Source organism: Streptomyces sp. NPDC059256, from assembly GCF_042753785.1.
GTDB lineage: Bacteria > Actinomycetota > Actinomycetes > Streptomycetales > Streptomycetaceae > Streptomyces.
This window is the reverse complement of record NZ_JBHYZO010000010.1, coordinates 23,398-35,821: the sequence shown is the minus strand read 5'-3', so window position 1 is coordinate 35,821 and position 12,424 is coordinate 23,398. Positions and strand designations below refer to the sequence as shown.

The window sequence follows — 12,424 nt, the reverse complement described above, 5'->3', positions numbered from 1 at the left end:
GGGTGCTCAGCCGAGGCCGAGTAGTTGCCGCATGACGCCCCGCAGGGTCTGGGCGGGATCGTCGGTCATGTCCTGGGAACGCCAGGCGATATGACGGTCCGGGCGGACGAGCAGACAGCCGCGGTCGTCGACCTCCCGCAGCCGGCTCCAGTCGCCGTAGACGTCGTCGTACGCCAGGCGGTAGCCCACGGGACGGGGCACTATCTCGACGCCGAGTTCGCTCGACACCTTTTCCGCCGCGGCAAGCCACGGCTCGCCGCCGATGCCCGTGAGCAGGGCGAAGTCACCATGTCCCGCGAGATCGAGGGTGGAGATGCGCACCCCCGCGTGCTCCAGCCACACGTGCGGCAGGCTGGCGCCAGGGTGGGTCGTGGGCTGGTGGAAGAGCTCCGGGTCACGCCCGTGTGCGGGTTCGGTCGTCCCGTCGGGGACCACCGCGCTCGACGCATAGCGCTGGCCGAGCTCCACGCCGTGGGCGTTGAAGTGGTAGTCGTTCTCGCGCAGGATCGCTTCCAGCTTGCGTCTGCGCTCTCTGCCCTGCTCGCTGTCGCTGAAGAACTCGGCGAGGGCCGCTTTCCCCTCCTCATCGCTCTGACCTGCGCGGACACCGAGCACGGAGGGGATCTCAGCGACCAGCCCGACGCTCTTCAACGCCCGGTCGACGACCTGTCGGCCGACCGGCTGCCGCTCGTCGTGATAGCTGTCGAGAAGTCCGTCGCCGGCCTTGCCCCGCACCGCCAGGGCGATCTTCCAGGCGAGGTTGTACGAGTCCTGGACGGAGGTGTTGGTACCGAGACCGTTCGCCGGAGGATGCCGGTGGGCCGCGTCACCGGCGAGGAAGACACGTCCCTTGCGGTACTCGCGGGCGAGTACGTGGTTCATCTGCCACTGGCTGATGTCCTTGATGCGCACCTCGACCGAGGGATCGCCGATCGTGGCGTGCACTCGGGCGAGCATGGCCTCCTCGCTGAGGTCGAGCTGCTCCACCGCGGGGTCGTAGACGACGATGAGCACCCATTCGGTCCAGGGCTTCAGACAGATGTACGTGCCGGCGCCCAGCCAGAAGTCCTTCCCCGGCTGAACGGTGAAGAACAACGTCCCGGGCCGGTGCTCCCGGTATCGCGTGAGATCGGCTTCCAGCCAGACGTTGACCGCGTGCCCCAGTCCGGTCTCGCCCTCCAGGGAGAACCCGAGGCGCTCGGCCACGGTGCTCCGCCCGCCGTCGGTGCCGAGCGCGTACGCGGCCTTGATGCGGTACGTCTCTCCCGTGGCCCGGTCCAGGACGGTGCCGTACACCGCGTCCTCGTCCTGGGTGATGTCCAGCAGTTCGTGTCCGAAGCGGATGTCCGCCCCGTTCTCCCGTGCGGATTCGAGGATGAGCGGTTCCAACAGGTGCTGTCCGACGTTGCTCATGGTGCACGGGCTGGCCGCCTCGTAGTCGGCCTTGCGGTCGACCCGGGTTCCCCACGCCTTCATCCGGGCGAGTTCCTGCCCGGCGAAGCTGGTGGCCCACACGTTGTCGCCCATCAGCTCACCCGGCGTGGCCACCGCGCGCACCCGGTCCTCGATGCCCAGGTCGCGATAGATCTCCATCGCCCGCTGGTTGGTGATGTGCGCACGCGGGGTGTGTGCCGTGGCGGGGTACTTGGTGACGGTGACGGCATCGATGCCGGAGCGTGCAAGGAGTGCGGAAGCGGTGAGTCCGGCGGGGCCTGCGCCCACGATGAGGACATCGGTCTCAACAGTGCGCATGGGCGTGGCAGCCTCTCTTACGGACGGTTCCCCGGAGGTGGTGGATGACGTGGTGGTCATGACGCCTGGTGCGATCCGGTCATCAACGCCGCGAGGTCTTCCGGGTGGAGGAAGGACGCCGGGGGCGGCGGACCCCAGCTGAAGAGGCCCTTGGCGCCCTCCAACGTCTCGGGCGTCCACAGTTGGTCGTCGAGAATGGTGTCCATGTCGGAGTAGTACTCGGAGAAGTTCCCGGCCGGGTCCTTCAGGTACCAGAAGAAGTTCGACCCCGCGTGGTGGCGGCCGAGCCCCCACACATGTCGCTCGGGATGCTCCTCCAACATGGAGAACGCGCCCCTGCCCACCTCGTCTATGTCCTCGACCTGCCATGAGGTGTGGTGCAGGAAGTTCACCGGGGCGGCGAGCACGAGGACGTTGTGGTGGTCGGTCGAGCAGCGCATGAAGGTCCCGTGGTCCTTGATGGCATCGCTCGTCTTGAACCCCAGTCCGTCGGTGAAGAAGCGCCGGGTCACCGTGTGGTCGGTCGAGCCGATGACGACGTGGCCCAGTTTGCGGGGGCGGACGGGGTGCTCGCGCAGGACGCCGGGGGCACGGCCGGGACCGCGCTCCCTTCGGCCGGGCCCGTTGTAGGGCGTCGGCGGCTCCTCGGCCTGGGTGAGGCGGTGGGCGACGCGGATCACGGCCCGGAACCCGGCGACGGGCTCGTGGCTCACCAACGCGGCGCCCTCGCGCCAGGAGGGGATGTCGAGCTTCGCCAGCCGGCTGGCGATCCGGTCCAGGTCGTCGGGGTCGTCGACACCCATGCTCAGTTCGAGCAGACGACGTGTGGGTGCGTGCTCGATCTTGAGCTGTTGTCCGGCATCACGGGTGGTGAACCATCCCGTGTCGTCCTGGGTCAGGCCGAAGTCGGAGTAGTAGGCGGCCGTCTCGCCGACGTTGGGAACGCCGATGACAAGAGAGTTGAGGCGGTGGAGCGGCATCGTTCCACACTCCTTACGGATGCTGAATTGATCTCAGAAGCTCCGTGCTGCGGCCCTCTGCGCGCAGTTCGCGGATGTCCCGTGTGTGGTGGGGCGGGGTCGTGGCCCACTGGCGGACCGAGGGCGTTCCTTGCCGCACAAGGCGGCTGGACGACGCTCACGGATGGTGTTCGCGACCTCGTCACCGGGTGACCGCCCGCTTCGGCGGTCGTTCCGGATGTCATATGTGTACGGCACCACATTCGGCGAGTCAATAAGCTTTCGAAAGTTGTCATAACTTTCGCCTGCACGATCCGCCAGGCTCCAGCACTGGCCGCCATGCGGCCTTCCGCCAGCGCCGACGGGCGTCCATCGGCCCGCAACCAGTGCCGGCCGGGGCGACCGCACGAGGCTCGATCGCCAGGCGTCAGCCCGAAAGGCGACGGAATCCACAATTCACGAATCTGGATGAAACTTTCGAAAGTATCTTGACGTTCCGAACCGGGCGGGACTAGAACGGATCCCACGACGAACGGCCCGACGCACCCCGCCGCCGCCCGGGCGCACCTCCCCCGGAGCGACCGATCGGCGACCGAGGCAGGGCGCACAGGCGCCCGAGAGCTCGGAGGTGCGACTCCTGTCCCTGCCCTGGCGTGGAGTCGCACCTCCGGACCGATGGACCCGACGGCAACCGAGGCGCGCTCGACGCCACCGTCCGTCGATCGCTGCGGGAACACGGGCGACCACTGCGCGACCACAGGCCGACCTACCCTTGCCCGTCTCGGGCGGTGGCGGCCACCGGCAGCGCCACGCTGACCTGACAGCCGTGCTCCTTGAACTCGATGTGCACCCGATGCGCCAGGGCGTCCACGATGGGCGCGCCGCGCCCGTGCTCATCGGGATCGAACCCGTCCTGTTCTTCCGCCGGGTGGTGCGCAACGCACGCGCCGGAGTCGACGACGGCGATCAGCAGCACGCCGTCCTCCAACGCCATCACCAGCGTGGTGTCGGCGTGGCCGTGCTGGACGGCGTTGACGGCCAACTCGTCCACGATGAGCACCGCGGAGTCCCGGCCCTCTTCGTCGATCCGCCAGGCGCGGAGCAGATCAGAGGTGAAGTGACGGGCCGTGCGCACCCACTCACCCTGGGAGGGGAGGGCCAGCAGGGCGTGCCGACTGGTGGGGCGGGGACAGGGGATGGGGGTGGTCAGGGTCTTGGCGGTGCCGGAGGAGAACATCGTCGTCCTCTCACAGAGGGTTGACCGACGAGAGAGGGCAGCCGCCGTGCGGCACTGGCGGTTGCCGGGATCCGAAGGCCGAAGGGGGCCTTTCGCCGTGCGGGAGCGTCGATCCGTCCAGCCGTGGCGAGGCCCCCGTGGGTCGCTGTTCAGGTGCCGCTTCGAACAGCTCTACCTCGAATCTTTTTGTATGCGCATGAATGTAACATGCCGGCTTTTCACACTATTCCCATCCAAGTTGCGAGGATGCTCCAGATGTGCGGGTGAGCTGACGTCGTACGAGCCCCGTCCCGCCCCGCCATGCACTCCTTGACCCCTGGGCGGGACCACCCAGGTGCGGTCGGTCGCGCACCCCGATGCGCGCCCCGGGTGGACGCGACCCGTCAGGCCGCACGGGCCAGAGGAACCACCATGGTGGCGGGTGGCGCAGGCATCAGCAGCGGAGGCTGTGTACGGTCGCGCACATACTCGGGGGTGACCCCGGGAGCCAGTTCCCGAAGCACCAGACCCTCCGGTTCGACGTCGAGGACCGCCAGGTCCGTGATGATGCGTTGGACGACACCACGACCGGTGAGCGGCAGGGTGCAGGAGTCGACGATCCGGTGGGCGCCGTCCCTGGTGAGGTGTTCCATCAGCACGATCACGCGTCGAGCACCGTGCACCAGATCCATCGCCCCGCCCATGCCCTTGACCATCTTCCCGGGGACGACCCAGTTGGCCAGATCGCCGCGGGCGGACACCTGCATCCCGCCCAGCACCGCGACGTCCAGATGCCCGCCCCGGATCATCCCGAAGCTCAGGGCCGAATCGAAGAACGCGGCTCCCGGCACCGTGGTGACCGTCTCCTTGCCCGCGTTGATCAGATCCGGGTCCACATCCTCGGGGGACGGGTAGGAGCCCACGCCGAGAATGCCGTTCTCGCTGTGCAGCATCACCTCCACGCCGTCGGGAAGGTGGTTGGGGAGAAGGGTCGGTAGGCCGATTCCAAGATTGACGTACTGGCCGTCCGAGAGTTCCCGTGCCGCCCGGGCGGCCATCTGCTCCCTGTTCAGAGACACGCGCTCGCTCCTTGTGTGCATGACGACGGATGGAAGCCTGGCTCCCCGCACGAGCGGGGTGGGTACTCGGTCACGGTGCCGTTGGTGTTGCCGGATCGCGGGGCGCGCTCACGGTTCGCCTCTCCACCCGCTTGGCGGCCCGCGGATCGCTGGCCGCGGCCACGACGATCCGCTGGACGAACACACCGGGGAGGTGGATCTCATCCGGGTCCAACTCACCCGGTTCGACGAGCTCCTCGGTCTCCACGATCGTGGTCCTCCCCGCCATCGCCACGAGCGGGTTGAAGTTGCGCGCCGAAGCGTGGAACACCAGATTGCCGTGCCGGTCCGCCCGTGCGGCCCGTACCAGTGCGAAGTCGGTGGTGATGGCCCGTTCCAACACATGGACCCGGTCCTCGAAGGTCCTCAGCTCTCCGGGAGGTGAGGCGACGGCCACCTGTCCGTCCGGCCCGTACCGCCAGGGCAGTCCGCCCTCCGCGACCTGGGTGCCGACCCCTGCGGGCGTGTAGAAGGCCGGCACGCCCACACCACCGGCGCGCAGCCGCTCGGCGAGGGTGCCCTGGGGGGTGAGCTCCAACTCCAGTTCCCCTGCGAGGTATTGGCGCGCGAACTCCTTGTTCTCACCCACGTACGAAGCGGTGACTCGGGATATGCGACCGGCGGCGAGGAGCAGACCGAGCCCCCAGTCGTCCACACCGCAGTTGTTCGACACCACGGAGAGTCCGCGTGCGCCGGAGTCGAGTAGTGCTCCGATCAGCACACTGGGGATTCCGCAGAGGCCGAAGCCGCCGGCCGCGATGGAGGCTCCATCGCCGATGTCGCCCACCGCTCGTGCGGCGGAGGGCACTGTCTTGTCCATGTGACCTCTTCGGGAGGGGTGTTGTCAGGGTCGTCCCGCCCGGAGGTGCACTGCACCCGGTTCGGACGGGGTACGCGGCTCAGGGCGCGGGGCGGCGCACCGCGGCGGGGTGGGCGAGGATCTGGTCGAGGGCGTTCCGTAGTTGTTGTTCGGGGTCGGTGGTGAGGTCGTGGCTGCGCCAGGCGATGTGCCGGTCGGGCCGGATCAGTAGGCAGCCGCGTTCGGCGATCTCGCGGAGGCGGGCCCAGTCGCCGAGGACGTCGTCGTAGTCGCATCGGACGCCGACGCGGTGGGCGGGCAGTTCGATGCCGTACTCGACGGCCAGTTTCTGCGCTGCGTCGAGCCAGGGCTCACCACCGATCCCGGTGATCAGGCAGAACGTTCCCCCTCCGGCGAGGTCGAGGGTGGAGACGCGCTCGGTGCCGTGTTGGAGCCAGGCATGCGGGAGGTAGGCCCCGGGGTGGGTGGTGGGGTGGTAGTAGAGCTCGGGATCACGGGTGAAGGGCGGGTAGGGACTGCCGTCGTCGATCACCGCTCCGGAGTCGTAGCGCTGCCCCATCTCCACACCGTGGCAGTTGAACTGGTAGTTCTGGAGTTCCACCGCCTCATCCAGCTCGGTGCGCCGCCGGCGCCCGGTGTCACTGTCGCCGAAGAGTTCGGCCAGGCTGGCCCAACCCTCCTCGGCGCTCTGACCCGGCCGGAAACCCAACGCCTGGGAGACGGGCAGCATATCGGCCACGCTGCGCATCGCACGGTCCACGACCTGGCGTCCCACCGGACGGCGCTCCTGCTCGTAGCTGTCGAGCAGTTCGGTGCCCGCCTGGCCATGGATCACGGCGGCGAGCTTCCAGGCGAGGTTGTAGGAGTCCTGGATGGAGGTGTTCGAGCCCAGGCCGTTGGCCGGTGGATGGCGGTGCGCCGCGTCACCGACCAGGAACGCACGCCCTTTGCGGTACTCACGGGCCACCACCCGGTTGATCTCCCACCGGCTGACCGCCTTGATGCGGACATCGACGGACGGGTCACCGATGGTCGTACGGGCCCGAGCGAGCACCGCCTCCTCACTGATGTCCGGCTCACCCTCCGCAGGGTCATACATGAAGAGCAGGACCCATTCGGTCCATGGCTTGACGCAAATGAAGGTCCCGCTGCCGACCCAGTAGTCATTGCCCGGCTGACACATCCAGTACAACGCTCCAGGGCGGTGCGCGGTGTGAGCGGTGAGATCGGCCTCCAGCCACACGTTCACCGCTGCGCCGAGTCCGCTCTCGCCTTCGAAGGAGAAGCCGAGTTCGGTGGCGACCGTGCTCCGGCCCCCGTCGGCTCCGATCACGTAGTGGGCGCGGATGGCGTACTCGGAGCCGGTGGTGCGTTCCCGGACGGTGGCCAACACACCGTCGTCGTCCTGGTGGATCGCCACGAGTTCCGTGTTGAACCGAATGTCCGCCCCGGCCTCCTGGCCGGCTTCGAGGAGCACGGGTTCCAGGACGTGTTGGGGTGCGTTGCACATCGAAGAGGGGCTGGACGCTTCGTAGTCGGCGCGGCGGTCGATGCCCGCACCCCAGGTCATCAGCCGGGCGATCTCCTGGCCGGTGAAGCTGGTGGCCCACACGTTGTTCCCCATCAGATGGTGGGGGGTGGCGAGCGCGGCCACACGGTCCTCGATCCCGAGATCCCTGAAGACCTCGCCCGAGCGCTGGTTGGTGATGTGGGCACGGGGCGAGTTCGCCGTTCCCGCGTACTTGGTCACGGTGATCGTCTGGACGCCCGAGCGCGCAAGCAGAGCAGTGGCCGTCAGACCGGCCGGCCCGGCCCCGACGACGAGGACGGAGGTGTCAAGGGTACGCATCGAAGCCTCTCCCTACTGAGCTGGTACGAGGGTGTCGCAGTGCTGCTGGGCACGGTTCGCCATATGAACGGGGGATGGGTGGGGTGGGAGGAGGGACGGCGGAGTGGGCCGCCCTCCTCCCACCCCGTGCGTCCGGTGGCCGGCGTTCGTTGGCGTCGGCCCGCCGGACGCGGATCGAGGTCGGCCGACCCCGACCTCGTGGACACCACCGCGCTGTGCGACCGAGCACGGCGGTGGCGCGGCGACCCGGGTGCGGCCGGGTCGCCGTTGTGGACCGGGGCCCTCGACGGGTTGCCGGTGGTGAGATGGGTGGGTGGGTGTTCCGGGCGCGCTCACGAAAGGAGCGGGGCGCAGCCGGTTACGGGCTGGCTCAGTTGCGGATCATCCGGTGCCGCATCTCACCGATTCCCTCGATGTAGCTGACGAGCTCTTCGCCTTCGGCCAGATACCGCGGGGGGCGCCGACCGAGTCCCACTCCGGCCGGCGTGCCCGTGAAGATCACGTCTCCGGGGAGCAGGGGCAGCACGGCGGAGAGCCGGGCGATCAGTACGGGCACGGAGAAGATCAGGTCCGCGGTACGGCCCTTCTGCATCTCCTCACCGTCGATCGCACAGCCCAGTTCGAGGTTGTCGGGATCGTCGAACTCGTCCGGGGTCACCAGAAAGGGGCCCATCGGGGCGAAGCCGGGGTGCGACTTGCCCAGACTGAACTGCGGTACGGGGCCGGAGAGTTGCTTGTCCCGTTCGGAGAGGTCCTGGCCGATGGTGAGACCTGCGATGTGTTCCCAGGCGTGTTCCTCGTCCACCTGCCAGGCCGTGCGGCCGATGACGGCGACGAGTTCCACCTCCCAGTCCACGCTTCCTTCGGGCATGACGACATCGCCGTACGGGCCGCTGATCGACGACACGAACTTGGTGAACACCGGAGGGTGCTCGGGGACGGCGAACCCCGACTCGCCGGCGTGGTCGCGGTAGTTCAGGCCGATCGCCAGCACTTGGCGCGGGCTGGGGGCCGGAGACCGCAGTTCGGCCGGGTTCAGCTCGACATCGCCGCCCGGCGGCGCCGATTCCGCCCAGTCACGGAACTCATCCCACTGCTCGAAGAGCTGCTGGGGGTCGGCCGGGAACCGGCCACCGCTGGCCCGCTCCACGTCCGTCCACCCCCCGTCCGTCAGCAGCGCCGCCCGTCCTGCCACATTCGCCACACGCATCGCACGCTCCTGGAGTGGTTCGTCTCGATGTCGTCACCGAGAAGTACTCCACCGTTCTAAGCGGCCAGATTCGATGAGTCAATAGACTTTCGAAAGTTTGCACTCGATTCGATCCATCGTTACACTACGCGCATGGCGATCAAGGGTGGCAAGCAGACGCTGAGTGACGACGTGCGGGCACGACTGCGCGCCGACATTCTGAGCGGCCGGCTCCTGCCCGGTTACCGACTGAAGTTCCCCCTGCTCAGCGCGCGCTACGACGTCAGCGTCAGCGTGCTCAGGGAGGCCCTCGTACGACTCGCGGAACAGGGCCTCGTCCAGTCCGAGCCCCATCAGGGCTTCGTGGTCACCCCCCTCTCCAGGGAGACCCTCGGCGAGTTGACCGATGCACGCATCGAGTTGGAGACGCTGGTCCTGCGCCGCTCCGTGGTCGAAGGCGACCTCGCCTGGGAATCAAGCCTCGTCGCGGCCCACCACACACTGGAACGCACTCCCTACACCGCCCAGGGCGACGAGGACCGCATCGACGACTGCTGGTCCGAGGCCCACGCCGACTTCCACAAGGCCCTGCTCAACGGCTGCGCCAATCGGCGCCTGCTCCAGATGGCGCTGGGCCTACGGGACGAGGCCGAGCTGTACCGTCGCTGGTCACAGCCCCTCGGCGATGAACCCAGCCGGGATCTGGCGGGGGAACACCGCGCCCTGCTGGATGCCGCGCTGGCCCGGGACCCCGAGGCTTCGGCCCAGGCGCTGTGCACCCACGTCCGACACACCACCGAACTGTTGCTGTCCGCCGCAGACCGGCTCGACCGGCACACCACCCCCCTGGGGTGACCCGATCGCAGGGAGCGACGGCGGGGCGTTGGACACCTCGCCCGCCCTCGCCGCCGACACCACGGGCGGCCCAGGGACGGCCGTGACACAAGCCGCCGCGACCCACACTCAGCAGGCCCCAAACCATCGCCCCGCGTGTTCGTCCTCCCCCCTGCAGGGGAACACCTAAAGAGGGGGAGAAATGGTGCGATATGCCTGATTTTTTGGAGAATTTGAGTGGCCAATCGGCCCCTCTGATGCCCTACAGCCCCATGGTCACCACGGATGGCGGTGGCACGGTCACGGAGTGGGACGAGAGGGCACGCACACTACTGGGTCACCCCCGCGCGCAAACCGTCGGACGATCCGCAGCCGAGGTCTTCGGTGAGCAGGTGTCCCACGAGGTGGGCGAGGCACTCCAGGAGCGGGCCCTTTGGATCGGCACGGCCCCCATCCGCCATCGCGACGGGCACTTCGTCAGCACCTGGCTCATGGCCAAGCGGCAGGAGGGTGGCGACGGCACCGAGTGGTTGCTGTCGGCCAGCCCCAAGGCAGGCCCCCTGGCCGAGGAGGACCGCACGCTCGCGGAGTGGGGGTTCAACCGGTCCCCCCACCACATCGGACTCTTCGACACCGACATGCGGGCCATGCGGGTCAATGTCGCCTTCGAACGCGCCGCAGCCCTCCCCGAGGACCAGATACGCGGACTGCTCCCCTCGGACATCGTCGTGAGCGAGGCCAGCCCACAGGTCGACCAGGCCATGCGCGAAGTGATCGAGACCGGGGAAGAGCGGCAGGTGGACACCTACGCCCGGGTGCCGGGCGAGAGCGCGGAGCACGCCTGGTCCATCGCGCTCGCACCCCTCACCAATCCCGAAGGCGTGGTGTGCGGTGCGCTCCTCACCGCATCCGACCGGACAAAGCACTACTGGGCCCGGCGGCGGCTCCAGTTGGTCAACGAGGCCGGCAGCCGTATCGGCAGCACCCTGGACATCACCCGCACCGCCCAGGAACTCGTCGACGTGACCATGCCCAGGTTCGCGGACTACGTCGCCGTTGACCTGCTCAGCTTTATCCACCAGGGCGACGAACCGCCGTCCGCTCCACCGGCCGGCCCCGTGCGGATGCGCCGGACGGCCATGGGCTCGGTGAGCAGTGAATTCCCGGACGGCACGCTGCACCCGGGCGATCCGACCGACTACCCGATGGCGTCACCGGTGGCCGAAGCCCTGGCCAGGGGACGCCCGGCCATGTACGAGATCACCGAGTCCGCTCTCGCCCACTGGGCGGTCCACGACCCTGAGCGGGCGACCCGGATCCGTCTCTACGGCGCACACTCCGTCATGGCCGTCCCGATGCGCGCCCGCGGAGTGACCCTGGGAGTGGCGTTGTTCGCCCGCAAGGAGAGCCCGACGCCGTTCCAGTCCGACGACATGCTCCTCGCCGAGGAGATCACCGCCCGAGCAGCCGTGTGCATCGACAACGCCCGCCGCTACGAGCGCGAGCGCCAGACCGCCGTGACCTTGCAGCGCAGCCTGCTCCCCCAGGCCCTGCCCGAGCAGGCCGCCCTGGAGATCGCCTCCCGCTATCTGCCGGCCGGTGGCCAGGCGGGCGTCGGCGGCGACTGGTTTGACATCATTCCGCTCTCCGGTGCCAGGGTCGGCCTGGTCGTCGGTGATGTCGTCGGCCACGGCATCCAGGCCGCAGCGACGATGGGACGGCTGCGTGGAGCCGTCCGTACGCTCGCCGACATCGACCTGCCGCCCGACGAACTGCTCACCCATCTCGACGACGTGGTCATCCGACTGGGCGCCGAGGACTTCGCTGCGGAAGCAGAAACCACCGGCGACATCGGGGCCACCTGCCTCTACGCGGTGTACGACCCCGTCATCGGCCGTTGTTCGATCGCCAGCGCGGGCCACCCCCTGCCGGCCGTCGTCCGCCCCGACGGCACCGCTCACACACTCGACGCACCCATCGGCCCCCCGCTCGGCCTGGGCGCCCTGCCCTTCGAGACCGCTGAGTTCGACCTTCCGGTAGGCAGCCTTCTCGCCCTCTACACCGATGGTCTGATCGAGGCCCGCAGCCATGATGTGGACGCGGGGCGCGCCACACTGCTCCACGTGCTCGACTGCCCCGAGGACTCCACGCCCTCACTTGACGACCTCTGCGACGATGCGTTCGCGGCCCTGCTCCCCGATCGCCCTGACGACGACAGCGTTCTTCTGATCGCGCGCACCCGGCGCCTCGACGAGGGCCAGGTCGCCACCTGGGAGGTGCCGTCCGATCCGGCCGCGGTTGCGCAGGCCCGTACGGACGCCGTCCGTAGGCTGGCGGATTGGGAACTGGACGACGACATCAGGTTCACCGCCGAGTTGGTGGTGAGCGAGTTGGTCACCAACGCCATCCGCTACGGGCTGCCGCCCATCCAGCTGCGCCTCATCCATGAGCGGGCCGTTATCTGTGAAGTGTCCGATGCCAGCTACACCTCCCCGCGGCTGCGTCGGGCGCGCGTCTTCGACGAGGGCGGACGCGGTCTGCTGCTCGTCGCCCAACTCACCCAGCGTTGGGGCACCCGCTACACGCCCACCGGGAAGACGATCTGGGCTGACATCTCCGCCCTGGCCGGCTGAGGGAACACCGGTGGCGCGCCGCGGGGTGGTGTCCGGTCCCACGGGAGGATGCAC

The 12,424-nt window shown here is 68.7% G+C and carries 9 protein-coding genes; 2 read left to right on the top strand and 7 right to left on the bottom strand.

Features of this window, described 5'->3' with window-relative positions:
• Positions 1 to 6: 6 nt before the first annotated feature.
• The 7 genes from ACFXJL_RS21820 to ACFXJL_RS21790 all read right to left on the bottom strand — a co-directional run bounded on the left by ACFXJL_RS21820 (position 7) and on the right by ACFXJL_RS21790 (position 8,924).
• A complete protein-coding gene (locus ACFXJL_RS21820) occupies positions 7 to 1,752 on the bottom strand; it encodes an FAD-dependent monooxygenase (RefSeq protein ID WP_384694816.1) in 1,746 nt (581 codons plus the stop codon).
• A gap of 56 nt (positions 1,753 to 1,808) precedes the next feature.
• Entirely contained in the window at positions 1,809 to 2,732 is a 924-nt protein-coding gene (locus tag ACFXJL_RS21815) for a VOC family protein (RefSeq protein ID WP_358879672.1), read from the bottom strand.
• Positions 2,733 to 3,477: 745 nt separating this feature from the next.
• Positions 3,478 to 3,948: an ATP-binding protein gene (locus ACFXJL_RS21810; protein ID WP_384694813.1), complete on the bottom strand. Its 471-nt coding sequence runs from the start codon at positions 3,946 to 3,948 to the stop codon at positions 3,478 to 3,480.
• Positions 3,949 to 4,331: 383 nt separating this feature from the next.
• Entirely contained in the window at positions 4,332 to 5,006 is a 675-nt protein-coding gene (locus ACFXJL_RS21805) for a CoA transferase subunit B (protein WP_384638437.1), read from the bottom strand.
• Positions 5,007 to 5,076: 70 nt separating this feature from the next.
• A complete protein-coding gene (locus ACFXJL_RS21800; RefSeq protein ID WP_358879675.1) occupies positions 5,077 to 5,865 on the bottom strand; it encodes a CoA transferase subunit A in 789 nt (262 codons plus the stop codon).
• Between the two features lie 79 nt (positions 5,866 to 5,944).
• Entirely contained in the window at positions 5,945 to 7,714 is a 1,770-nt protein-coding gene (locus ACFXJL_RS21795; protein ID WP_384694810.1) for an FAD-dependent monooxygenase, read from the bottom strand.
• A gap of 370 nt (positions 7,715 to 8,084) precedes the next feature.
• Positions 8,085 to 8,924: a fumarylacetoacetate hydrolase family protein gene (locus ACFXJL_RS21790; RefSeq protein WP_384638443.1), complete on the bottom strand. Its 840-nt coding sequence runs from the start codon at positions 8,922 to 8,924 to the stop codon at positions 8,085 to 8,087.
• 132 nt (positions 8,925 to 9,056) lie between these two features.
• Between ACFXJL_RS21790 and ACFXJL_RS21785 the strand changes: the two genes are divergently transcribed.
• Together ACFXJL_RS21785 and ACFXJL_RS21780 are read left to right on the top strand one after the other, a co-directional pair.
• Positions 9,057 to 9,758: a GntR family transcriptional regulator gene (locus ACFXJL_RS21785; protein ID WP_358879678.1), complete on the top strand. Its 702-nt coding sequence runs from the start codon at positions 9,057 to 9,059 to the stop codon at positions 9,756 to 9,758.
• A 251-nt stretch (positions 9,759 to 10,009) separates the two neighbouring features.
• Positions 10,010 to 12,370 (top strand): SpoIIE family protein phosphatase, encoded by a 2,361-nt coding sequence (locus tag ACFXJL_RS21780; protein ID WP_384694806.1) that lies wholly within the window; start codon positions 10,010 to 10,012, stop codon positions 12,368 to 12,370.
• The last annotated feature ends 54 nt before the right edge of the window (positions 12,371 to 12,424 follow it).

Excerpts from the sequence above, each read along its gene's own strand:
- ACFXJL_RS21810 (WP_384694813.1), bottom strand. The coding sequence starts at position 3,948 with ATGTTCTCCTCCGGCACCGCCAAGACCCTGACCACCCCCATCCCCTGT.
- ACFXJL_RS21785 (WP_358879678.1), top strand. The coding sequence starts at position 9,057 with ATGGCGATCAAGGGTGGCAAGCAGACGCTGAGTGACGACGTGCGGGCA.
- ACFXJL_RS21780 (WP_384694806.1), top strand. The coding sequence starts at position 10,010 with ATGGTCACCACGGATGGCGGTGGCACGGTCACGGAGTGGGACGAGAGG.
- ACFXJL_RS21820 (WP_384694816.1), bottom strand. The coding sequence starts at position 1,752 with ATGCGCACTGTTGAGACCGATGTCCTCATCGTGGGCGCAGGCCCCGCC.
- ACFXJL_RS21795 (WP_384694810.1), bottom strand. The coding sequence starts at position 7,714 with ATGCGTACCCTTGACACCTCCGTCCTCGTCGTCGGGGCCGGGCCGGCC.
- ACFXJL_RS21790 (WP_384638443.1), bottom strand. The coding sequence starts at position 8,924 with ATGCGTGTGGCGAATGTGGCAGGACGGGCGGCGCTGCTGACGGACGGG.
- ACFXJL_RS21800 (WP_358879675.1), bottom strand. The coding sequence starts at position 5,865 with ATGGACAAGACAGTGCCCTCCGCCGCACGAGCGGTGGGCGACATCGGC.
- ACFXJL_RS21815 (WP_358879672.1), bottom strand. The coding sequence starts at position 2,732 with ATGCCGCTCCACCGCCTCAACTCTCTTGTCATCGGCGTTCCCAACGTC.